The sequence below is a fragment of the Pseudoalteromonas sp. C8 genome, from assembly GCF_011378685.1.
GTDB classification, from domain to species: domain Bacteria; phylum Pseudomonadota; class Gammaproteobacteria; order Enterobacterales; family Alteromonadaceae; genus Pseudoalteromonas; species Pseudoalteromonas arctica.
In genome coordinates this window covers 49,638-73,021 of the sequence record NZ_WTKT01000019.1, presented here as the reverse complement: position 1 = coordinate 73,021, position 23,384 = coordinate 49,638, and the positions used below count along the sequence as shown (strand labels likewise).

Here is a 23,384-nt window from a genome sequence, read left to right as displayed (position 1 = left end):
ATAATAATTACTCAGCTTTAAATGGTACCTTATTACATTGTACTTCGACTGTTTTAGGGTACCAAGCTGGGCCGATTTGATTCACAACCACCTCAGCTAAACCATTAGTAAACGATTTATACGTATGAACGCTTTGCCACTCCCCTTGTGGGCAATGTGTTGTTAAATCTAACGGCTCTGATCCCTCGTACAACGCAAGTGCAAAATTATGATGCCACTGTGAGCTTTTTAGCGTTTTATTGCTTACTTTGCTCTGTATACCGTTATCAAAGTAAATATTTGTACACCCCGTTAAAATAATCAGTGTGCAACCGGCTGCAAATAGCTTGATGCTCATAATGTCTCCCCTAGTATTTGCTCTTGGCACCACACTTTAATGGTATGGGGCGAGTATATTCCAAGCGTAATTAAACTCAGCGCTCCATCGCTAAACGTTTGTTGTGACTGCATTTGAATAACCGGTGTATTTGAACATATTTGTTTTACGTCTACCCGCTGCTCACCCACTAACCCCCATAAATAAAATGGGCGGCTATCCTCGTAGGTCGCTTTACTTGTAATTTTTGCGATAGCCTGTGGCTGAATGGTTACCGCAGAACAAGCACTGAGGCTTAATGCTATCGCCCCTATAATTAATGGTTTCATACTCTTCCTTATAAACTAAATACCAGTAAGGTAACTTTATAAGAGAACATAAAATATTAGCGTAAAAAGCTGTGGGGAATATGTAGAAACGCTATGAAGTTTTATACAGTTTATTACACATAAAGGCCGCATAAATGCGGCCCTTAAAGTAGTAAACTTAAGTGGTTAGTAAATAAATAGACGTTAGAATTTAGCTAAATTATTTTTACTGTCTTTGTCGACCAGCTTAATGTAAGGATCTACCCCCGCAAATAATGGTTTTTCTTTTACTTTTAGCTCAATAGTATTGGTACCAGACACTATTTGATGCTTTTGCGAGTAAATAACAAAGTCTTCAGCTAGTAAGTTTTCAGGGTCGTCGCTAAATAATGCAATATCAATTAGCTCATCGAGCGGCTGCTCGGTTTCTTCACCTTGTCCATCGGCATGCTGCTTAGTTGCTTCAACGCTCAGTGTTACCGTATAAAAACCTTCGCTATCAACATCATCTGTAACCGACACTTCTTTCATTTCAAGCTCATAAAGCGTTATATATTTAAACTGATCATCAATAAAACGTTGTTCAGCTTGTGTTGCATCTCGCTTTAAATAACTGAGTAAATCAAGTGTGGTTGGGTATGGCGTTGATTGGTATTTAAACTCATTCAAAAATGCTTTAAGTGCGGCATTTAAGCGTTTTTCGCCTAAGCGGTCATACAAAGCCATCATCGCAACTGAGCCTTTATTATAGTGAAGATACAGCTGACCCTGCGTTTTATATAGCGGCATTTCTTCAAAGGCTTCACCTGTACGGCCCATTAAGTATTTATCTAGCTCGTACTTTAAGAATTTACGAAGCTTCTCGGCGCCAAAGCGTTTTCTTAGCACCATTAGCGCACTGTATTGCGAAAGTGTTTCAGAAATAACAGCACTGCCCTCTACATTAGCCCCCGAAACTTGATGCCCCCACCATTGGTGCGCAACTTCATGTGCGGTTACATAGTAAGGTAGGTCAACTTTATTCTCATCTCTTAAGTCTGTAATAAAACCAATACTTTCAGAGTAAGGCACCGTATTGGCAAAACTTTGCGCAAACGAGCGATACTTAGGAAACTCAATAATACGTAACTGCTTATGCTGATACGGGCCAAAGGCTTGTGTGTAGTAATCTATTGAGTCTTGAACTGACTCAATCATGCGGTCAACATTCCATGCATGATCTTTGTGGTAGTACACCTCAATATTTACACCGTTATGCTCAACTTTTTTACTTTCAAGCTCTGCCGAAAGCACAGAGTAAAAATTTATAATTGGAGCATCCATTTCATAAACAAAAGTACGGCGCCCGTCTTTTACACTCTCACTTTTTAAGTAACCTGGTGTAATAGCAAATTGTGACTCATCGGTGGTTACCGTTGCCTTATAGTTTATAAAGCCATTAGCAGGCCCAAACTCATTTTGCGTATAATAGCGGCTGTCTTCTAGTTTATGTGCGCGCTCAAGTTCAGGTAAATCGTGCTTGCGGCGCTCATACTTATCGGCAATTTGAAAATACTTTTGATAACCAAAATTTGGTAATAATTCTCCATTATTTACAAATGTACCGTTGTGCACGAGTTGAGTATCAGATCTTCTATCAACAAAACCGTCGTGTTCACGAGAAACTAAAAGCTCACCTTCGCGTACTTCATTAGGCATTAGCGGTTGTTCAAACTCAAACCATACCATGCCAAAATCGGTTAAACGCTCTACTATTTTTCCGCCCGCCATTTTTACATCCCAGCTTTTAGATTGGCTAGGCTCATTAATTAACACACGGGTTATTGGCTCGTTTGCGGTATTGGTAAACTTAATTTTAGCCACGGCATTTAAAGCACGCTTTTTAGGATAAATATCAATGTTTAAATCAACATCAGTTATTATAGGCAGTGGCAAGTCTTTGTATTGTGAAAACTCTTGCTCATACCTTACTTGTAGCGCTTCGTTATCATCACTTGTTACAAACTCGTTGATTACACGGGTGTTGTAATAAATGTTATAACCCGCGCCCACAAATACCAATAAACTTATAACGGCTGCAATCTGGCCTTTTAAAGACATGTTGTAACGTACTAAAGATAAACGAGTACGCAATGTTTGCGACGGGCCGCGATGCCATAAAGCAAACCCTACAATAGCTAAAAACACACTCAATGCCCCCCAATATAGGGTATACCAATGCGCGCCTTGTAAAAAATGTCCATAACCGTTTATATCTGAATACGGTACGCTACTGCTTTGAGAAAAATGATACATATGATGCTCAAACCCGTAAGAACCCATTACTTTTTGCGCTATGTAATACAAAATAAACAAGCCCATTCCTACATATTTATTCGGGCTAATAATTTGTAAAAAGAAGGCGAGTACCGTCAGCATAATTAACGGTAAAATCGATAAATAAACAATCCTAAATAAATACTGTCCTAGCTCTAAATTAAATTGACCTTTAAATAACTGAACTGTAATTGTGAGTATCATTCCCACTAGAAACAACCCAGAAATAGCGGCGATTAAAGCCAGTATTTTTGACACCCAAAAAACACTGTTATGTACAGGAAAGCTGTCAACAATATCGCCCATGCCACTTTGTCGCTCTCGCCACACAAGCTCAGCACTATAAAAAGCGATAATAACAAACAAAAATAAACCGGAAATACCACTAATAACATTTACCATATTCTGAGTTAAAGGCCAGTTAGTAGTGCCATAAGCACCAATAGGCGCAAACAGAGGGATCATAAGCGTTACAATGCTTACACCCGCTAAAATCATAAAAGGAGCACTAAATATAACTTGTTTAAGTTCAAATATACTGCGCATTATTAGCTGAGATTTAGTACTAACCCCCGCTGATTTATAATTTTTAGCACTGGTGATAAGTGCAGCTTGTTTATTTTGTATAAAAGCAGAGGCTTTAAATTGCTTCTTCTGTTTTTTAGTTACTATGCGGTTGCTTAGCTTTCCAAGGCCAAAAAACATTGCAACACTGATTGCCACCCACAATATACGGTTAACTAAAAGGTCACCTGTGAGCGTTAGCACTTCTGTGTTTTTATCGTTTACAGTCCAATAACGTGTTAAATCAATTAACGAACCAGAGCCAAATGGGTCGGCGTAAACAACAATATTTCTAAATGCTAAATCATCAAAGTAAACGCCGGCAATTTGATAGGCTATAAAAATCACAACTGCTGCTACATACACCGACATCATGGTTTTAAAATAGACCGCTACACTATTAAAAATAGCCGAAAGCACCAGTAAACTTGGCACTGCTAAATAAAGATAAGGCGCAGCGTAGTACATTAGCTTATTAGGACCAATCAATTCGCCATCGAGCCAGCCAACTAATAAACCAAATTGCGACCCTAAAAACACACCCAATGGCACGCTTAAAAATACAATAAGTACAACTAAGTAAGCACCAAAAAAACGCCCTGCTTGATAAGGCACAGGATTAACAGGCTTACTAAATACCAGCTCATCCATTTTGCTTTCACTGTTGCGAATAGCGGAGCTGGCAACAAAATTAACCACTAAAAACATAGCGAGTGTACAAAATGTAACGGTTAAAAGCATAATAGAGAAAGGCGAGTTCATATGAACATTCGCCCCACCTAGCGGAAACTTACTACTGGAGCTTATAAAAAACGCCATAAAAAAGAAGATTAACGACGTCACATAAAACGAAGGCTGGCGCACAAAGTAGCGCAGCTCAAACGCGAGCATATTAAAAAACATAACGCCTCCTTATGCTACTTGGCTGTTACGATGATTAAGCAGAGTAGAAAAATACACATCTTCTAGGTTTGCATTACTTGCTTCAAAGCCCTCAGGTGCTTGCTCTGCTAATACATGTAATATGGTTTGCCCAGCAAATAAGCGTTTTGAAATAACAGGTAATTGTGGCTCCAGCTCTTGCGCTTCTTCTTGGCTCATGGCTTTGCGCCATATTTGGCCTTGGAGTTTATCGGTAAGGGCAATTGGGTTGCCCTCTAATAGTATTTTGCCGCCGGCCAGTACGGCCATGTTTGGGCAAAGCTCTGCTACATCTTCAACGATGTGGGTCGATAATATAACTACTTTTTGCTCGCCTAAGCTTACTAATAAGTTATGGAAACGATTACGTTCCTCTGGGTCTAGCCCCGCTGTTGGCTCATCAACTATTAGTAAATCAGGGTCACCCAGTAATGCCTGTGCAATACCAAAACGCTGGCGCATACCGCCCGAAAAGCCACTTACGGCTTTAGAGCGATGTTGATATAAATTAGTGTGCGCAAGTAATCCTTCAACCGACTCTTTACGCTCTGCTTTATTATGAATACCCTTTAAAACAGCCATATGGTCCAGTAAGTCGTAAGCACTAACACGCGGGTACACACCAAAATCTTGTGGTAAGTAACCTAAGCGTTGGCGCAGTGCCTGTGGGTCTTTAAATACATCAATGCCATCAAAAGTAATTGAACCTGAATCAGCCGACTGCAGTGTTGCAATGGTACGCATAAGCGATGATTTACCTGCGCCATTTGACCCAAGCAATCCAAACATCCCTTTACCGATAGATAAATCAACACCTTGTAGTGCATGTACGCCGTTATCGTAGGTTTTAGATAACCCAGTTATTGATAGCATTTTTACTTCCTTGAATATGAGTAATTATTTTTATAATGTTTTATATCACAAGAAAAACAGGAACATAAGTTACTTGTTAGTTAAATTTGTAACAACAAATAAACATAATTTAAACTCATAACACTTGCCTGCACTGTATTCACTCGGTATAAAAACCACATATACTTTTTATAAGAAGCGAAAAGCCATGCAAGATCACCAAAGCCAGCCGTTAAATGACTTTATAGAATATCCACACGACGAAATGCTAAATCGTGCTAACGAGTTTTTACAAACCAGCCAACGCCGCCATAGCATTCGCAGCTTTAGCGATCGCCCAGTACCAAAAAATATTATTGAAGCATGTATAAAAGCAGCTGGCACAGCACCTAGTGGAGCGAATCATCAGCCTTGGCATTTTGTGGCTATAAACAGTAGCGATGTAAAAAAACAAATAAGAGAAGCCGCCGAAAAGCTAGAGCGTTCTTTTTACGAAGGCAGAGCAGGTGAAGAATGGTTAGATGCGCTAAAGCCGTTAGGTACCGACGCCAATAAACCTTATTTAGAGCATGCACCTTGGCTTATAGCTGTATTTAGTCAAAAAAAGGGCGGTGTAAGCACCGATGATAAAAATACGAATTATTATGTGCATGAGTCTGTTGGTTTAGCTACCGGCTTTTTAATTCAAGCTTTGCACCGCAGTGGTTTGGCAACCCTTACTCATACTCCAAAGCCAATGAGCTTTTTAACCGACATATGTAATCGCGATAGAGATAATGAACGCCCATACATGCTACTTATTGCAGGCTACCCAAGTGATGATGCAACAATACCGGCTCATGCACTGGATAAAAAATCTATCGATGAAATAGCTACGTTTATCTAATAATGTATATTATACCTACTAAAGAACTAGAAAAAGTTATTTAGTAGGTTCTGAATAGTATCAGCTACATAGATTTTCATCTGTGGTTCAATCATTCCTATAGACTTATACATTAATAATAAAGCACAACTCATGATTACTACACCTATTACTTTTTGCTTCTTAAAACCAAAAACTATACGCCAAAAATCATTGTAAAAGCGACTCTCTTTAAATAAGTCACTGCATACAAAGAAAAAACCAAGAAAAACTGATGCCATTATTCCAAAGAAAGATATGGGATGGCTAATTAAAAACTGTATTAACTCGAAATATGTACTCAAAGAATCACGTGAAAGTTCAGTAACTAAATGTTTACCTCCAACCAGTTTATTACTATAAATCATGACCATTGACGAAAAAGCAAAACATAAAGCTAGAAACGATATTGGCAAAGATACAATACTCGGAAGCATTCCAATAAAACTTTTCTTTCTATCTCTCTCTGCTGATATACAACTACTTTTAGCCTCTATCGAACCTGATAAAAACGTATCGTCTTCGGAATGAAAGTTATTAACTGATATTTTCCTCTTAGAAGCAATATTCCTAAAGCTTTTTAGATAGCATAAAATACCTTTCATGCTGTAGAAGTCTTTAATACTATCAGATCTTCTTTTCTTAAGAATTAGACGATATAAAGACTTAAAAACTTTAATTGAGAGCTCTTCATATACTCGATTTAGCTCTCGACCGTCAAATTTAGCTAATGGTAGTAAGTTATCTGTTTTAGAGTCATGATGTTGATGCTGATGACAAACATCTTTTATAAAATAGTAAGTTTGATGGATTGATTCTTCAACGAATTGATTAAAACCATCCTGGACTGAAGAAGTCCACAGAAGGTTTTCACGCTGTATTTTTCGTACATATAAATTACTTAACTCGCAAAAACCGTCTCTATCTATTCTTATTTTTGTGACAACTAATGAACGATCAAGGATAGACTGTATGCCACTTATGTTCATAGACTTCAATAATCTTTGACTACATAGTACTTCTTTACAGTCTTGGCTTGGTAATTTTGCATTGGGCTCTATAATCACATATCCAGTTAAATATGCATTGTACTCAAGCTCATCTGGTTCTAAGTAATAAAAAGAAAACTTAAAATCTCCAGAGTGATAACTTAATTTTTCAATTGTTTTATTAAACTTTGACAGTAACCGAAACGGGGATAGCTTACACTCGAATAAAATTTTTCTTAAGAGGCGAGGTAAAGCGCTATCATTTAACTTACGGTTAGATTGTGAAACTAAACTATGATGAAATTCTTTTGTTTTTTCATAGGGGTATGGCTTTGTACTGGAGCCTATCGTATCAAACGATAAACGACCTCTTAAATTTGGAATCCATCCAATAAACTTCATGAACTAATCCTGAGGATAATAAAAAAGCCACATCATGTGGCTTAAAGAACTTTAATAAATTTAAAGTCATGCAGACTTTATCGCTTCTCTAGAAAGTTGACTACAAGACACTAGCTCTCCATTTCTCAGATCTATAGTAAAGCCTTTTGAGATATCTTCAGGAGAACTAGCAAAGGCATGATTTATATCGCCTTGGAGTGCGTTTCTTACACTACCCGTTAGCTTGTGATTATGCATATACTCACTTTTAGGTTTAATAAAGACCCTAAAGCCTAAAACTAAAAATAGAACTGACAATGATAATAAAACCATACCTAAAATAAGCATATACCGACCCTCAACTAATCCATTAGAGACTGATAATTTGATTGCGCATTTTACACACAACAGAAAAAATATCAAATTTATTAAATTTAACTTATATATAACAATTGCAGTAAATGATCGCTCTGTCAATTATTATTAATTAATATACCACTTCAATTTAAATACAAAATGAATGCAACTTACATAAAAATACTACGAATACTATACAAGGCTACCCAAGTGGTGATGCAACAATACCTGCTCATGCTCTGGATAAAAAATCACTCGATGAAATAGCTACGTTTATTTAGTATTTTCTTGTCGGCAAAACCACTCATATAGCAAAGCAATGATCGACTCAACTTTTGGATCGGTCAATGAGTAATAAATAGTGTGCCCTTCTCTGCGAGTAGCAACCATATCTGCCTTGCGTAAACTTGCTAAATGCTGAGATAACGCTGACTGCGCTAAAGGTACATTTTTATTTAGCTCACCTACACTTTGCTCACCTTGTAATAAACTACATAAAATCATTAAGCGATTTTTGTTAGCCATTAATTTTAAAAACTGTTCGGCTTGCTCTGCGTTGACAGCTAGTTGTTCAATATTCATTTTATTATTTCTCTTTTTGATACCTTTTTAAGTATAGACTTTTATATTAGTAAGTTCTAATATAATTAACATTAGGTTTTACTAATATTAAGATGGCCATGAAACTAGCGATGCCATTTTATTAATCGGCGGAAGTGCTGTAGCAGTATCCGCACTATTAAGTTACTTTATATAAAGTAACTTTCAGTTTTTAACGTTATTTATAAGTATTAACTCAATTCAACCTACTTATACCAAGTAGCACTCATTAATGTCTTTTTTAAGAAAAAGAGGATTTACAAACTAATGCTTACATCAATCCCTGATTTACTAAAAATTATCACACCTAACCAACGCCGTATTGACGCAGCGCAAGCAAAACTCGAGCTTGAAAAAAATAAAGGTTTACTTATTGATGTGCGAGAACCTGCAGAGCACGCGACAAAATCGGCTGCCGGCGCTATAAATATTCCGCGTGGATTACTCGAGATGAAACTAATGGAAATAGAAAAAGACGCAGCTCGCCCTATTTACGTGCACTGCGCAAGTGGTGCACGCGCAACGTTGGGAGCAGAAGCATTAACGCGTGTGGGTTATGAAAACGTAACCGTTATTACCTGTGACGCAAATCAAGTTTGTAGCGTATTTTAAGTATCTACTAAGTACTTATAATTATGCGCCTAACAAAGGTAGGTGTTTAACGCTGTGATAAGTCAGTGCTAATTTAATACACGCTTTAAGTGGGTACTCTGGTAATGGCTTTTCACTATTTAACACTATTGCTCTATTTCCTTCAAAGGTAAGATTATGAGAGTACAACTCTCTAAATGTGCTTACTAGCTTTGATTGGCAATGAAAAAACAAATAACACGATGAGCCCTTAAAGCCTACGCGAATGGGGCTGCCATTTATTGTGTTATAACTTGGCTCTCCCCACCTTAAAGACTCTTCAACAGCTCCTAAGTTTTGCTCTTGTGCTACGGTATAAATTAGCTCTCGTAATTGTATAAGCGTACTTTTAGCTGCCTCAGGATGATTATTAAATATATTTTTTATATCCGTATTCATAAAAACATCCTTATAAGTATTACAAGTTTAAAACAGGTTACTTTTGCTGCCTTTCATCAACTAAAACAAGTAGCATCTGCTCAATATTTTTAACACTATAAGTAAGTGCTCTCAGTAGCTCTTTCTCACTTTGCTCTGTTGCCTGCTGCGACGTTTTACCTTGATTAGCCAATACATCTTTTTGCTCAAGTATCGCCTCTCTAAACTCACTCGCATTAACCACACCAAGCAAAGACACTAAAGCGCCATTTCCTGACTGCCCAGCTGTTTCAAAGCTTAAACGATATAATCCAAAAATTCGCATGAGCGGCCCTTGGCTTAATCCAACATCGGTTATTTTTTCAAGCGGAATAGATTTTTCTTCTTTAAATAATATGCCACGTTTAACTACCAATTTTTGTGGTAATAAGTCAGCCGACATAGCTGCGAGTATTCGCCCGCCCACCAACCATACAATCGCTAAAACAATGGGTAACAACGGAATAGTCACCATCGCTAGTACACTAAAAAAAGCGGCCATTAGCATCCAGTATTGCTGAACCTTCGGGTCGAAAGATGCACTTTTTAAAATATGTTTTGTCATTGTTTTAATCCTTTATCTATATAACTACAAATACACTCTGCAAACTTCAATAATCTCTACTCAATCTTACAAACTAATAACGACTTTTATAGCAAGAGCAATAAACACAACCCCCAGTATTTTATCAAGCCACGGGTTCTGCTTAGTAAAACCAAAGCGATTTTTTGAAACCTCAGTAAGTACTGCAACTAGTAAATACCAACCTGTATCAATTACAAACACGGTTAAGCACATAATAATGCCAATGCTTAAAGTGAGATTTTGCGGGTCTATAAACTGCGAAAACAACGCTAAAAAGAAAATTGCCAATTTAGGGTTTAAAAACGCAATGGCGAATCCATCTTGCAACGCTTTAGTTGCGCTTATCTCACTTTTTTGTACTTGCAGTTCGTCATTATTGGGTTTTGCTAATAGTATTTTTAAACCTAAATAAGCTAAATACCCAGCGCCTAAATATACAAGTACTTGGTATACCGTTGGAAACTGAGCCATCAATGTCCCCAAACCAAGTAACGAAGCTGCCGCATAAAGCCCAACACCCACGCCATGGCTAAGTGCAGCAAGCATACCGTTTTTCATTCCGCCACTCATTGTATGCTTTAGTACAACTGCAAGGCTTGGGCCTGGCGACATTGCACCCATCATGCATACAACTACTAAACTAAACCACGCTGCTAATGTCATTCTTATCCTTATAGTTCATCGTTTTCTATTAATAATATATAGGCCGTTATTTGGCCTTGAAAAGCAGTCGCGGTATTTATACTTATTACTTTCCAACCTTCTTGATTTAAGTGGTATATGCGCTCATTCAAAGCATCTACATCAATGCCGTTACTAAAAAAACCACGCTTTTTAAATTCTACTATTTTTTGCATTGTTTGTTATCCATTTTATAAGCGGTAGTCAAAGTCGTAATAGTGAATGCCCTGCTCAATGCGTATTTTCATACTGCCAGTTAATCCTTTTAGCTCATTTGAGCCTGAATCAGGAATAACATTTAAAATTAGGCTGTCGTGACCCTTATCCATAGTGCCAAAATGTTGTAATACAAAGCTACCTTGCTTACCCTCAAGCTCACCTATCACTTGTTCTATTGCCACGTAACCCGCACTGCCTTGGGTTGGCGTCATTGCGCTAAGCATCTCGCCTTGGCTTGTAGCATTTAAGTCACCTTTAAATGTTTTATCAATCGACATGCGCCCTAAGGTAATGCCTTGCTGCCCTTTGGCATAACCTTCAATAGGCGCTAAAGCCACTGTAAATTCACCGCTTATTATTTTTGTTGTCATAACAATTCCTTATTGATGATATTTAATACTATTGATTTTTAATCCGATGATGCCATATCTATACCTTAACCTTTAAAAAGAATCCACTATGTCAAAAAACACCTCTGCATCCGAAAAAGCTGCTTTTAGCAGCCTATTACCTGTTTTTGCTTTTATAAAACCTTACAAATGGATGGTAGTAGCTGCGCTAGCCGCGCTATTGGTCACTGCGGGTGTTAACTTATCACTAGGTCAGGGGGTTAAGTTTGTTATTGACCATGGGTTTATTGCAGGCTCTAAAGATCAATTACAGCAAGCGGTGCTGGTACTCATTGGGTTAATCAGCTTATTAGCGATAGGTACTTTTAGCCGTTTTTATTTAATGTCGTGGATTGGCGAGCGGGTAAGTAACGATATTAGAAAAGCAGTGTTTAATCGCATTGTAACGCTACACCCTAGCTACTTTGAAGAAAACCGCAGTGGCGAACTTATGTCGCGTTTAACCACCGACACCACATTACTGCAATCAATTATCGGCTCATCATTTTCTATGGCACTGCGCAGTGTACTTATGTTGATTGGTGGCTTAGCTATGCTGTTGTTTACTAATTTAAAACTTACTTTAGTGGTTGTAGCCTGTGTACCGCTGGTACTTGTTCCTATGATGATATTTGGTCGCAAGGTACGTAAACTAGCAAGCTCTAGCCAAGATGCCATTGCCGACATAAGTACCTATGCCGGAGAAATCATACAGAATATTAAAGTAGTGCAAAGCTATAGCCACGAAGCACAAGAGCAGCATGCCTTTGCGCTTGAGACCGAAAAAGCCTTTAACGTGGCTAAAAAACGCATTAAGCAACGTTCATTTTTAATAGCTGTAGTGATTTTTTTAACCTTTAGTGCCATTAGCGCTATGCTATGGGTAGGTGGCAACGATGTACTTGCAGGCACCATGAGCGGCGGCGAGTTAGGTGCGTTTGTGTTTTACGCTATTATGGTTGCAATGTCGGTGGCAACCGTTGCTGAAGTATATGGTGAACTACAACGTGCAGCTGGTGCTGCGGCAAGGTTACTTGAGTTACTTGCTGTTAAAAGTGAGATAGAAAACCCGCTAGATCCACAAGACGATAGCTTACTGCAAAACATTAACAGCCCTGCTATTACACTTGAAAATATAAGCTTTAACTATCCTTCTCGTCCAGACGTGAGTGCGCTTAATAAAATAAGCCTAAATATAAATCAAGGCCAAACCGTGGCAATTGTTGGCCCTTCTGGCGCAGGTAAAACAACGTTATTTGAATTACTACAACGCTTTTACGATCCGGCTAGCGGAGCTATTAAATTTAAAGATGTAAACATTAAAGATTTATCGCTTAATACTCTGCGTAATAAAATGGGCATGGTAGCGCAAAACCCTATTTTATTTAGCTCCGACGTAATGCATAACATCCGCTACGGCAACCCAAGTGCAACCGATGAGCAAGTATATGCCGCAGCAAAGTATGCGCATGCCGATGAATTTATCAAACAGTTACCGCAAGGTTATAACAGCTTTTTAGGTGAGCAGGGTGTGAGGTTATCGGGTGGGCAAAAGCAGCGTATTGTGCTTGCACGTGCCATATTAAAAGACCCTGAAATACTTCTTCTTGATGAAGCCACCAGCGCGCTGGATGCGCAAAGCGAACACCATGTGCAAGCTGCACTTGAGCATTTAATGCAAAACAGAACAACGTTAATTATTGCCCATAGGCTGGCAACGGTAAAACATGCCGATGTGATTGTGATAATGGAAAATGGAGAGATTATAGCAACGGGCACCCATCAAGAATTAGTGGCAAGTAACCCGTTGTATCAAAAACTGTGTGAATTACAGTTTAATAAAGACTAATTATTCTTCTGTGTTTGGCACTATTTGAATTTCTACGCGACGGTTTTGAGCACGGCCATTTGCACTATCATTAGTTGCAATTGGGCGTGTTTCGCCATAGCCCATAGTGCTAACACGTGTAGCCATAATTTGTTGGTTCACTAAGTAGTCTTTCACACTTTGTGCGCGTTCACGCGATAGGTTCATGTTGAAGCTATCTTTACCCGTACTGTCAGTATGCCCTTGCACACTAAGGTAGGTTTTTTCGTACTTGTTCATTACTTTAGCAATCGCATCTAACGTATCGTTAAAGCCTGATGAAATATAAGACTGAGCAGTCGCAAACGTAATGTTTGATGGCATTACTAAACGTAAGTTATCGCCTTCACGCACTACTTCAACACCTGAACCCGCTAACTCATCACGAAATGCTTCTTCTTGCTTATCCATGTAGTCGCCAACAGCAGCGCCCGCCAGTGCACCAATAGCTGCACCAATAAAAATACGTTTATCTTTATGATTACCCGTAGCCTTACCTAATACACCTCCGGCTGCGGCGCCTATAGCGGCTCCTTTACCTGTGTTATTCATTTCACAACCAGAAAGTAATACAGCTACTACGGTTACGCTTAAAAGTGATTTAGTTAAAGTCATGGTGATACCCTATTCATTAAGAATTTAGCAAGAGTATGCAAATACATGTATGAACAAACTATGAAGAGAGTGTTAAAAGCAACGCATCTTGCTTGATTGTTAAACAGACCTCAAACTAATGTGCCATTTTAATAAAAATGTCATACTACGCTGTGACAATTTAATGAATTTTACAAAGGATATTGGCGCAATGTTAATTGCTATTTTTAGACAGTTTTTTTTACTAGGGTGTATGAGTTTTGGCGGACCTGCTGCGCATTTAGGTTATTTTAAACGCCACTTTGTAGACTCGTTAAATTGGTTAACTAACACGCGTTACGCACAACTTATTAGTTTAAGCCAAGCGCTGCCGGGGCCTGGCTCTAGCCAAGTTAGTTTTGCTATTGGTGTTGAGCGTGCTGGAGTACTGGGTGGTATAGCTGCTTTTGTAGGTTTTACTCTGCCTTCGTTTTTAATAATGGTGCTGCTTGCGGTTAGTGCTCATCAGTTTGACGCTGTTTACTTTGCTATTATTGCAGGCTTAAAGTTATTTGCCGTTGTTATAGTTGCTGATGCAACACTTAGTATGGCTAAAAGCTTTTGTACAAGTGCTGCGCTTAAGTTACTTGCGGTAATGAGTACACTTGCTTTGGTGTTATTTCCAATGATGGGAACTCAAATCGCTATTTTAATAACCGCTGCAACAGTAGGTGCTATATGGCCTTTATTAAAACTGGGTACAGCCACAGAAAATGTTGGCAGTACAAAAAGTAATATTAATTGGATTGCACTGGGATTATTTGCGATCTTACTTGGTGTTAGCTTTATTCCACTAGGGCATGAGTTTGCTTTGTTTACCCCTTTTTACCAAGCGGGTGCAATGGTGTTTGGCGGCGGACACGTAGTACTGCCGGTACTTCAAGCTGGTGTGCCAGCATTGAGTGATGATCAGTTTTTAAGTGCTTACGCGAGTGCACAAGCAGTGCCTGGGCCTATGTTTACTATTGCTACTTACTTAGGCGCACAACTTACTACAGAACAACCTTTAGTGGGTGCTCTTATAGCTACGCTGCTTATATTTATGCCTGGTTTTTTACTTATACTCGCATTCCAAAAGAGCTGGATTAACTTGGCAAGTAAGCCACGTTTTGCAAGCTCAATAGCGGCGCTTAATGCCGCGGTAGTAGGTTTTTTAGCGGCTGCACTGTATTCGCCAATTTGGGCATCAGCGGTGCATAACCTTTGGCAAGTTGCGTTAGTAATAATTACATTTGCATGGCTGCGATTTAAAAAGCCACCTATTTGGTGGCTCTTAGCTTTATTTATTGCTGTGGGTCTTTTACAGCACTATTTGCCATCACTCTAAATGTTGGCTTATCTGTTTGTTGCTCGTTAGGTGGGCTTAATTGCCCACTTACACTTTGATACGCTCTAAGCCCAAACACGGGTAATACCGCAAGTAAATGGTCCATTATTTCGGCTTGTAAATGCTCGTACGAAATCCAGCGTTTGTCTTCACTAAAGCAATAAAACTCAATAGGTAAACCATGGTTTAGTGGTTGTAGCTCTCGTACCATTAACGTAAGCGACGTATTAATTTTACTGTGCTGTTTTAAATAGCCTTCAGCATAGCGACGAAATAGCCCTAAATTAGAAACCTGAGCAGGTAATGTCGTCACTCGAATATAGTCGTGCAGCGGAATAGCCGCATCAATTTGTTTTCTAAACTCATCACCCACTAAACAAATACTGTGCATATCAATATTGAGTGAACGTTTAATACGTCTACCGCCCGACTCTTGCATGCCGCGCCAGTTTTTAAACGAACCCGCAACCAGCATATAAGTTGGAATAGTTGTTATGGTGTTATCCCAGTTACGTACCTTTACAGTGTTTAAACCCAAATCAATTACTTCGCCATCGGCGCCGTAATTTTCTACTTGAATCCAATCACCATAGGTTACTAGGCGATTTGCTGCTATTTGAATACTGGCTACAAAGCCTAAAATAGTGTCTTTAAATACTAATAACGTAACGGCAGCAATAGCACCAAAGCCAGAGAGAATATAAGTAGGTGACTTCTCAAGAAAAATGCTCACAATTAAAATTGCACACACAATAAAGGTTATTAGCTTAACAACCTGAATTAAGCCCTGAATAGGGACTTCGCGTGCAAACTCTAACTGGTTATAAATAGTACCCGCAATGCTCACAATACTACTAAAAATAAAACCAGCATAAATAATAAGCAAAGCTTGTCCTATCGTTTTTAGTATTTCTCCTGCAATTTCATTAACTGGGTATACGCTATCAAACGTAGCTAAAAACAATACGCAGCACAGCATTCCGGCAATACGTTTATTTAGCTTATTAAGCATAGGAGAAAGCGCACCAATTCGCTCAGGAGAAAGCCTCGTCACTATTTTTTGAATGCCAGGTAACATTAATCTACGAGTAAATAAGTAAACAATTAATAAAGAAAATATCCCTATTGAGACTGCGGTAATTGAGCTAAGAAAATCCGCGTCGGGTACTTTTTCAAACCAAGGAGCAATTAATTCCTGAAGATGGGTGTTGGTCATAGTGTTTCAATTTCCTTACTGATTTGTGGTTCAGGTAAATCTTGTTGAGCATAAATGTCGGCAAGCTGCTGATCTTTAGCAACCCATAGCTCATTCACATAATGTTGAAAATTAACTTTAAATACGTCATCGCTTTGATAGCTGCCCTGCATATTGTCATTAATGGGGGTTACGTCTATTGAAACATAAATAGAATCTAGCTCACCTTTTAACAAGTTACGACAAACGTGATCTGTCTTACCGCTATATACTAAACTTGTATTAAGCATGGCATCAAATTGATCGGCTAATACTTCAAGCGCAAAAGCAATGCCGCCCGCTTTGGGCTTTAATAAATGTTTAAAAGGACTTTGTTGCAGATTATGTTTGGCTGGCGTATAGCGTGTACCTTCAACAAAATTAATGATGGTAGTAGGATGATGACGAAAATTACGACAACTACGCTTCGTGCGCTCTACATCCAACCCTTTCAACTTTGGATTTTTAGCTAATTGCGCTTTGCTTACCCGTTTCATAAACGGCATACCCATAGCCCACGCACCAGTGCCAATAAAAGGCATGTATTTTAACCCGTCTTTTAAAAAGAACTTAGGGGCAGGCAATGCATGTAATGAGCTAAGTACAGTTATATCTAACCAACTCGCGTGGTTACAAATAAGTAAATACCAACTTTTTGAGTTTAAGTCGCCACTTATATCAACCACAATGTTAGGGCAACCTAACCAAAGCCCTAAACGGTTGCCGTTACACCAACCTCGGTAAGCGCTGTGTAATATAGAGTTAACCACAGGCAAAGGCAGTAATAACTTAATAAGGCCCAGTACAAATACTAGCGAGCCAAAAAGTATCATGTTAGAAAACAATACGCAGCCTACAATTAAGCCGTTAAGCCAATTTGGTAACCACTTTTTTAGCATAACTGTAAGCTCATATTTTTACCTTTTACTTATGGGTTTTTTCGAGCGATTGCAGTGTTTGCTCTTTGTTTTCCCATAAGCGATTTAACTCGCTTTGAAAGCGAACTCTAAATTCAGAATCACCTGTGTAGTCACCAATAAGCTCTTCGCTTACCGGCCTTACTTCCACGTGTACGTTGATATTTTTTACCTTACCACCAGCAAAATCCATAAAAGTAGGAATACCATTTGGGTACTGAATGGTAACGTTAACCACTTTAGTAATTTGCTCGCCCATTGCTTGCATTACAAAAGCAATACCGCCCGCTTTTGGTTTTAATAAATGCGGGAACGGGCTATTTTGGCGCTCATGCTTTTGCGTAGTAAAACGAGTGCCTTCTACAAAGTTAACCACACTTACTGGCATCTCTTTAAATTTTTCGCAGGCTTTACGTGTGGTTTCTAAATCTTTGCCACGCAGCTTTGGATTCTTTTTTAATTGGCTTTTACTCGTGCGAGTCATAAACGGAAAATCAAGCGCCCACCAACACAAACCTAAAATAGGCACGTAAATAAGCTCTTTTTTCAAAAAGAAGTTTAAAAATGGAATTTTACGATTAAACACACGCTGTAATACTAAAATATCGACCCAGCTTTGGTGATTTGCAATTACTAGATACCAATCTTTTAGTTTAAGGTCTTCAAGGCCAGTTACATTAAGTTTAGTTGGCGTGAATAACGCTTGATTTAAGCTATTAAAGGTAACCCAAATAGTTGCAAATTGCTTAGCTGCCCAGCTCATAAGCTTTTGTAGAGGCTTAATAGGGATAAGCTTTATAAGCCCACAAACAAAAATAGGCACAAACCAAAAAAGTGTGTTTATTGTGTAAAAAATAATACTAAATACACTGCGAATAACTGACATTACTTCCATTCCTTTAAACATTGCGCAGCCACTAATACTGCGCTTTCAGTTGCTTACAAATTAATCTTCAAAATAGGTATAGCCTTCAAGGCCTGCATTAAGCTCAGCTAAATAACCTTCTTTACACTGCGTCGATACATCAAGTTTATTAACTTGGTACGCAAAGTTGTCAGCTAAAATGGCGCTATCATAGTCAACAAACTTTAATACATCCTTAACGCTATCACCTTTTATGGCATTGGTTAACACATAACCTTCATCGTTAAGCTCTACGTGCACCGAATCAGTGTCACCAAATAGGTTATGTAAATCGCCTAAAATTTCTTGATACGCGCCGACCATAAACATAGCAATATGGTACTGCTCGCCATGCTTATATTCAGGTATTGGTAGGCTGGTTTCGATACCAGCGCCTTCAACGTACTCACGAATTTGCCCATCAGAGTCACAGGTAATATCTTGAATAATCGCGCGCTGAGTCAATGGCTGAGTTAAATTTTCGATTGGCATAACCGGAAACAACTGCTGAATACCCCAAACATCAGGCAATGACTGAAATAATGAAAAGTTAACGAACAGTTTATCTGCAAGTTTTTCGTTTAAATCGTCGAGTACTTCACGGTGCGCGCGCGCGTTATTACTAAGTGATGCCCGCACACGATGTAAAATAGTAAAGTAAAGCTGCTCTATTTTCGCCCACTCTAGCATGCTTACTAAGCCATGCACGTACTGATCGTGCGCTTCGCTAAATAAGTGCATAGCGTCGTGATAAATCTCTAATGCCATACGCGGGTTTAAACGCTGTAAACACTGCCACATTTCATCAAGCACTAATGCGCTATTTTCAAGTGGTGGCTCTGGATTTAAATGATTAGGCGCTTTTTCTACGTCAATTACATCAGTAATTAATACCGCATGGTGAGCTGTTAAAGCACGCCCCGACTCGGTGATAATGGCCGGATGCGTAAGGTTATGCTGATCGCACACTTCTGCAAATGCATTCACTACGTTACGCGCATACTCTTCTACGGTGTAATTCATTGAACACGCACTACGCGAGCCAGAGCCCTCGTAATCAACGCCTAAGCCGCCGCCCACATCAACGGTATTTAACGGTACGTTTAATTGCGTAAGCTCAGCAAAGTGGCGTGCACATTCACGTAAAGCACGGTGAATATCACGAATGTTGGCAATTTGAGAACCAATATGAAAATGCACCATTTGCATTAAGTGCAGCTTATTATGCTTTTTAAGCACTTCAACAGCACTTAGTACTTGGCCTGCTGTTAAACCAAACTTGCCTTTTTCACCGCCCGTGTTTTGCCACTTGCCTTTGCCTACTGAGTTTAGGCGAATGCGAATACCAATAGCCGGTTCAATGCCTAGGTTGTCTATTTCTTCTAATAAGGTGGTCAGTTCTGAAAGCTTTTCTACCACAATTTTTACGCTGTGGCCCATTGCTTGACCAATACACGCTAAGCGTAAAAACTCACTGTCTTTATAGCCGTTACACACTATTGTGATTGGCTCTTTTGCTACACCCAAAATAGCCATAAGTTCTGGCTTTGAGCCTGCTTCTAGGCCAACAAGCCCGCTTGGATGCGCTAATAGTTTACTTACTACAGAGCGTTGCTGATTTACCTTAATTGGGTAAACACAGGTGTATTTTCCGTTATATTCACGATTTGCTCGCGCTTGCGTAAACGCGTTAGTAAGGGTGTCTACACGATTTTTTAAAATATCGGTAAAGCGCACTAAAACCGGCAACGTTAAACCTTGTTGTTTAAACTGCTCTGTTAATTGCGTTAAAGAAATGGCCGGTTTTGTTTGGTCGCCATCTGGGTAAGCCACCAGTTCGCCTTGTGCGTTAATATCAAAATAACCATCACTCCAATGAGCAACGTTATAAGTGGCGCGTGCTGTTTCTAAACCCCAGGTCATGGCAACTCTTCTTTAGTCAATTAGGTATAAAGGCGCATTTTAATACGTCACTATCCACTAGGCTAACAAAAATTGAACTTTCACTCACTCCTAACTAACTTTATTCGTCAAATCAGTTAAAATGTCATTGAGCAAAACGCCAAGCACTGGCAGAATTGCCCCTTTTTCATACTCAACCTAAAAAGTGTAATAGTAACTATGGCAAATTTAGATCAAAGTAAGTGGTTTACTGAAATTAGCGACCGCGATGGCAGCGCATTTTCATTACGTATTAATAAAAAGTTAGATGAAAAACAGTCTCCTTTTCAAAAGGTAGAAATGTTTGAAACCACAGACTTTGGTAATTTAATGATCATCGACGGGTGTACTATGGTAACAACCCGCGAAAACTTCTTTTATCATGAGATGATCAGCCACCCTGCACTTTTAGCGCATCCAAACCCTAAAAACGTCGTTATTATTGGCGGCGGCGACTGCGGTACTTTACGCGAAGTATTAAAACACCCAGGCGTAGAAACTGTAACGCAAATAGATATCGACGAAGTAGTAACGCAAATGTCGTTAAAATACTTCCCAGAGCTTTGTGAATCTAATAACGACGCCCGTGCAACTGTTATGTTTGACGACGGTATTAAATACATGCGCGAAGCCGCTGGCGAATCTATCGACGTAGTCATTGTTGATGGCACAGATCCGGTAGGTCCAGGTGAGGGTTTATTTAACCATGCGTTTTACACAAGCTGTTTAGATGCACTGCGCCCAGGTGGTATTTTAGTACAACAAAGTGAATCGCCACTTATGCACATGCCATTATTAGTTGAAATGCGCGAAGCAATGCTAAGCGTAGGCTTTAACGATTTACAAACACTGCCATTCCCACAACCAATTTACCCAAGCGGTTTATGGTCAGTAACACTTGCGCGTAAATCACAAGCATTTGACGGTTTTAGAGAAGATGCAGCTGCAAATATTGCACAGCACAGCGAGTACTATAACAACGGTATTCACCATGGTGCACTCGCTACACCTAACTACATGAAACGCGCATTCGATAAAAAATAATACCAATCTGCTTATATATAGGGTCTATTTAACGTTAAGAAAATTACGCTAGAACTAGGCAAAAATTTTTGTATCTAGTTGTTCTAAATAAAAAATTTTTAACGACGTTATAGTGCAATTTAATTCGTTAAATTGATCAAAGATTTATGCAGGTTGGTATAATCTATACCAATTTTATTAAACTAAAAAGGGAGCATTTAAATGCTCCCTTTTTTATACTTTTAAAAACGCCATTGCGCATTTAGCATTATTTGCTGCTGCGAGATTCGTTCATTAAATCCAATTGGCTCTCTATTTTTTGCAACACTTTTAAGTGCAGAACCTTCAACCCCTATTTGTAGTTTATTAGTGAGCTGGTAGCGCCATGTTGCGGTTAAGCCTTCCCCATTACTTGCATTAGGGTCAAACGCGGTTGTGTCGTTGTCAGTAACTTTAAAATAATCATAACGTACTGAAACTCGATGTTTGCCTTCTTTATGGCTCAGCATTAAATAATGGCTATAAAAAGCATTATCAATTAATGCGTTACTGCCCATTTCAGTTTTACCATTAAGTACCTGTGCTATTAAACGTGTTTTACTATTAAACTTATAAAGCCAAGCGGCGCTTGTAAAGCGAGTATCCCAAGCATACTGCCCTGTACTAATATTAAGTGTGGTTGGGTCGCCATTATTGTTGTAATAATAAATTCGAAATTGTGATTTTTTTAAGTAATCCCAATGTACGCCAGCGTAATAGCCAAAACGCCCATCTACTTCTTCAAACGGTAAAACCTGATTAGCCTGCCAACGTAATTCGTATGCATTTAATGCCGCTATAGGCGCAAATTTAATACTTTCGTTAAATGTAGTTTGTCTATCGTGTAATGCAAAACCACGCCACGCAAGTAAAGTACCGGCAGGATCATTGCCTTTAAATGTAGCACCTACAAAACTAAAGCTATGAGCGCTGTTGAAACGTTTTGCTGGGCGCTTAATAGTTACCTCTGCGCCAACAGTGCGTACTTCCTCGCCTATCCAGCTATTAATAGCTGAGTTTGTATAGTTATAAGGAGAAGTCCACCCTATATCAGGGTTTTCAAGCGACATAAGTGGGTAAAAGCCCCCCACGCGCATGTGCCATTTATAGTTGCTGTTAGATAGTGGCTGATACTTTATATAAGCCTGCGTAAAACCAAGGTCAACGTCAGGATCTTGATTCGCATTTAACACCCCATGAGCCGACCAACTAGATGCTAAATCAACATTAAAATCTAAAATACCTTGGGATAAAATAAGTTCGTCGCTTTTAGTATCGTGCCGATATAGCCCAAGGCCGCCCTCTTGGAAGCTACGTATATCGTCACCCTGCACGGCTCTAATTTGTATCAAGCCTTTTACTTGTGCATACAATGCATTACTAAAACATAAAGCACCGGCTAAAAATGCCAGCCTCATTAAGCGATTAATAGTCATCAAATTCATCCGTAGCAAAGTCAATTTGCTCCGCAATTTCCTGCTTTACTTTATAAGTGATCGGGTTAGTAGCCACAGTAATAGTTTGAGATTCAACCTTACTAATATCACTAAATCCAGAATGCCAAACACTTAACGTGTATTCGCCTGCATTGGCATTTAAATCAACATTCCCGTTTTTATCAGTGATTGCAAAAATAGTACTATCTACCACCACAATATAACCTAACATCCAATCATGAATATTACAGCCAAGCTCAACAACACCCGTTTGATCAAAAGTAATGGGCGCTTTTGGGTGCTCCTTATATAGCTTTAATTCGAACGTTTTGGCTTTAGAAAATGAATAAACATGATGCATGATTGAGTCCGCATTCGGAAACTCTACCTTTGCATTTTGCGGGACAACTAAAATACGCGGCTTAAATTCTCGATTTTGCTGGGTCATCGCATAAGGTGCTTCTGGAGGAATAACGCTAGAGGGGTCTCCTGCAGTTAGCCATACAACAGCATTAGGTAATGGGTCATTATTAGCATTTTTAATTGTAATATTTGCTGCAAAAACTCCAGTACTAACACTTAGTAAAAATACATAAAGTAAGCTTTTTATCATTTTCTTGTCGCTATTATCAA

The 23,384-nt window shown here is 39.0% G+C and carries 24 protein-coding genes and 1 pseudogene; 6 read left to right on the top strand and 19 right to left on the bottom strand.

Features of this window, described 5'->3' with window-relative positions:
• Positions 1-7 precede the first annotated feature (7 nt).
• The 4 genes from GQR39_RS16565 to GQR39_RS16550 form a co-directional block, all read right to left on the bottom strand.
• Positions 8-337: a hypothetical protein gene (locus tag GQR39_RS16565; protein WP_165736164.1), complete on the bottom strand. Its 330-nt coding sequence runs from the start codon at positions 335-337 to the stop codon at positions 8-10.
• Positions 334-645, bottom strand: a complete 312-nt coding sequence (locus GQR39_RS16560) for a Bor family protein (RefSeq protein WP_165736163.1) — start codon at positions 643-645, stop codon at positions 334-336. Before GQR39_RS16560 ends, GQR39_RS16565 begins: the two co-directional genes overlap by 4 nt.
• Before the next feature lie 183 nt (positions 646-828).
• Positions 829-4,407 (bottom strand): M1 family aminopeptidase, encoded by a 3,579-nt coding sequence (locus GQR39_RS16555; protein ID WP_165736162.1) that lies wholly within the window; start codon positions 4,405-4,407, stop codon positions 829-831.
• 9 nt (positions 4,408-4,416) lie between these two features.
• Positions 4,417-5,298: an ABC transporter ATP-binding protein gene (locus tag GQR39_RS16550; protein ID WP_165736161.1), complete on the bottom strand. Its 882-nt coding sequence runs from the start codon at positions 5,296-5,298 to the stop codon at positions 4,417-4,419.
• Between the two features lie 187 nt (positions 5,299-5,485).
• Between GQR39_RS16550 and GQR39_RS16545 the strand changes: the two genes are divergently transcribed.
• Positions 5,486-6,163, top strand: coding sequence for a nitroreductase family protein (locus GQR39_RS16545; protein ID WP_165736160.1), 678 nt, complete (start codon positions 5,486-5,488; stop codon positions 6,161-6,163).
• Between the two features lie 26 nt (positions 6,164-6,189).
• Here the strand turns inward: GQR39_RS16545 and GQR39_RS16540 are convergent, their stop codons facing one another.
• A complete protein-coding gene (locus tag GQR39_RS16540; protein ID WP_165736159.1) occupies positions 6,190-7,572 on the bottom strand; it encodes a hypothetical protein in 1,383 nt (460 codons plus the stop codon).
• 66 nt (positions 7,573-7,638) lie between these two features.
• Positions 7,639-7,899, bottom strand: coding sequence for a hypothetical protein (locus tag GQR39_RS16535; protein WP_165736158.1), 261 nt, complete (start codon positions 7,897-7,899; stop codon positions 7,639-7,641).
• A gap of 203 nt (positions 7,900-8,102) precedes the next feature.
• Between GQR39_RS16535 and GQR39_RS20330 the strand changes: the two are divergent.
• Positions 8,103-8,189: pseudogene (locus tag GQR39_RS20330) on the top strand (nitroreductase family protein); the annotation flags it as partial.
• On the opposite strand, the gene GQR39_RS16525 reads toward GQR39_RS20330, so the two are convergent.
• Positions 8,182-8,490 (bottom strand): metalloregulator ArsR/SmtB family transcription factor, encoded by a 309-nt coding sequence (locus GQR39_RS16525; RefSeq protein ID WP_010554926.1) that lies wholly within the window; start codon positions 8,488-8,490, stop codon positions 8,182-8,184. The pseudogene GQR39_RS20330 and the gene GQR39_RS16525 overlap by 8 nt on opposite strands.
• 285 nt (positions 8,491-8,775) lie before the next feature.
• Between GQR39_RS16525 and GQR39_RS16520 the strand changes: the two genes are divergently transcribed.
• Positions 8,776-9,120 (top strand): rhodanese-like domain-containing protein, encoded by a 345-nt coding sequence (locus GQR39_RS16520; protein ID WP_165736157.1) that lies wholly within the window; start codon positions 8,776-8,778, stop codon positions 9,118-9,120.
• Between the two features lie 21 nt (positions 9,121-9,141).
• Here GQR39_RS16520 and GQR39_RS16515 read toward each other — a convergent pair whose 3' ends face one another.
• The 5 genes from GQR39_RS16515 to GQR39_RS16495 all read right to left on the bottom strand — a co-directional run bounded on the left by GQR39_RS16515 (position 9,142) and on the right by GQR39_RS16495 (position 11,412).
• Positions 9,142-9,537 (bottom strand): DUF1801 domain-containing protein, encoded by a 396-nt coding sequence (locus GQR39_RS16515; protein ID WP_165736156.1) that lies wholly within the window; start codon positions 9,535-9,537, stop codon positions 9,142-9,144.
• A gap of 37 nt (positions 9,538-9,574) precedes the next feature.
• Positions 9,575-10,120, bottom strand: coding sequence for a PH domain-containing protein (locus tag GQR39_RS16510; protein ID WP_165736155.1), 546 nt, complete (start codon positions 10,118-10,120; stop codon positions 9,575-9,577).
• A gap of 66 nt (positions 10,121-10,186) precedes the next feature.
• Entirely contained in the window at positions 10,187-10,804 is a 618-nt protein-coding gene (locus tag GQR39_RS16505; RefSeq protein ID WP_165736154.1) for a LysE family translocator, read from the bottom strand.
• A gap of 8 nt (positions 10,805-10,812) precedes the next feature.
• Positions 10,813-10,998, bottom strand: a complete 186-nt coding sequence (locus GQR39_RS16500; RefSeq protein WP_024591373.1) for a hypothetical protein — start codon at positions 10,996-10,998, stop codon at positions 10,813-10,815.
• Positions 10,999-11,013: 15 nt separating this feature from the next.
• The gene (locus tag GQR39_RS16495; protein WP_165736153.1) at positions 11,014-11,412 is read right to left on the bottom strand and encodes a DUF3224 domain-containing protein; all 399 of its coding nucleotides are present in this window, start codon (positions 11,410-11,412) and stop codon (positions 11,014-11,016) included.
• Positions 11,413-11,500: 88 nt separating this feature from the next.
• Between GQR39_RS16495 and GQR39_RS16490 the strand changes: the two genes are divergently transcribed.
• Positions 11,501-13,279 carry an ABC transporter transmembrane domain-containing protein gene (locus GQR39_RS16490; protein WP_165736152.1) on the top strand — a complete coding sequence of 593 codons (1,779 nt, stop codon included), beginning with the start codon at positions 11,501-11,503 and terminating at the stop codon, positions 13,277-13,279.
• Here GQR39_RS16490 and GQR39_RS16485 read toward each other — a convergent pair whose 3' ends face one another.
• Positions 13,280-13,912 carry an OmpA family protein gene (locus GQR39_RS16485; protein WP_165722786.1) on the bottom strand — a complete coding sequence of 211 codons (633 nt, stop codon included), beginning with the start codon at positions 13,910-13,912 and terminating at the stop codon, positions 13,280-13,282. It abuts the gene before it with no gap.
• A gap of 190 nt (positions 13,913-14,102) precedes the next feature.
• Between GQR39_RS16485 and chrA the strand changes: the two genes are divergently transcribed.
• The gene (gene chrA, locus GQR39_RS16480) at positions 14,103-15,257 is read left to right on the top strand and encodes a chromate efflux transporter (RefSeq protein WP_165736169.1); all 1,155 of its coding nucleotides are present in this window, start codon (positions 14,103-14,105) and stop codon (positions 15,255-15,257) included.
• Here the strand turns inward: chrA and GQR39_RS16475 are convergent.
• From GQR39_RS16475 to speA, 4 genes are read right to left on the bottom strand one after another with little or no spacing between them, the layout of a single operon-like run.
• Positions 15,214-16,473 (bottom strand): mechanosensitive ion channel domain-containing protein, encoded by a 1,260-nt coding sequence (locus GQR39_RS16475; RefSeq protein WP_024594278.1) that lies wholly within the window; start codon positions 16,471-16,473, stop codon positions 15,214-15,216. The two genes, chrA and GQR39_RS16475, sit on opposite strands and share 44 nt — an antisense overlap.
• A complete protein-coding gene (locus GQR39_RS16470) occupies positions 16,470-17,390 on the bottom strand; it encodes an acetyltransferase (protein WP_024591377.1) in 921 nt (306 codons plus the stop codon). Before GQR39_RS16470 ends, GQR39_RS16475 begins: the two co-directional genes overlap by 4 nt.
• 25 nt (positions 17,391-17,415) lie before the next feature.
• Positions 17,416-18,294, bottom strand: coding sequence for an acyltransferase (locus GQR39_RS16465; protein ID WP_165736168.1), 879 nt, complete (start codon positions 18,292-18,294; stop codon positions 17,416-17,418).
• A gap of 60 nt (positions 18,295-18,354) precedes the next feature.
• Positions 18,355-20,235, bottom strand: coding sequence for a biosynthetic arginine decarboxylase (gene speA, locus GQR39_RS16460; RefSeq protein WP_024591379.1), 1,881 nt, complete (start codon positions 20,233-20,235; stop codon positions 18,355-18,357).
• A gap of 198 nt (positions 20,236-20,433) precedes the next feature.
• Between speA and speE the strand changes: the two genes are divergently transcribed.
• A complete protein-coding gene (speE, locus tag GQR39_RS16455) occupies positions 20,434-21,297 on the top strand; it encodes a polyamine aminopropyltransferase (protein ID WP_007584590.1) in 864 nt (287 codons plus the stop codon).
• Positions 21,298-21,518: 221 nt separating this feature from the next.
• Here the strand turns inward: speE and GQR39_RS16450 are convergent, their stop codons facing one another.
• Both GQR39_RS16450 and GQR39_RS16445 read right to left on the bottom strand, forming a co-directional pair.
• Positions 21,519-22,751 (bottom strand): hypothetical protein, encoded by a 1,233-nt coding sequence (locus GQR39_RS16450; RefSeq protein ID WP_165736151.1) that lies wholly within the window; start codon positions 22,749-22,751, stop codon positions 21,519-21,521.
• Complete coding sequence (locus GQR39_RS16445) at positions 22,741-23,364, bottom strand: methylamine utilization protein (protein WP_165736150.1); 624 nt, start codon at positions 23,362-23,364, stop codon at positions 22,741-22,743. The genes GQR39_RS16450 and GQR39_RS16445 overlap by 11 nt, the downstream gene beginning before the upstream one ends.
• Positions 23,365-23,384: the final 20 nt, after the last annotated feature.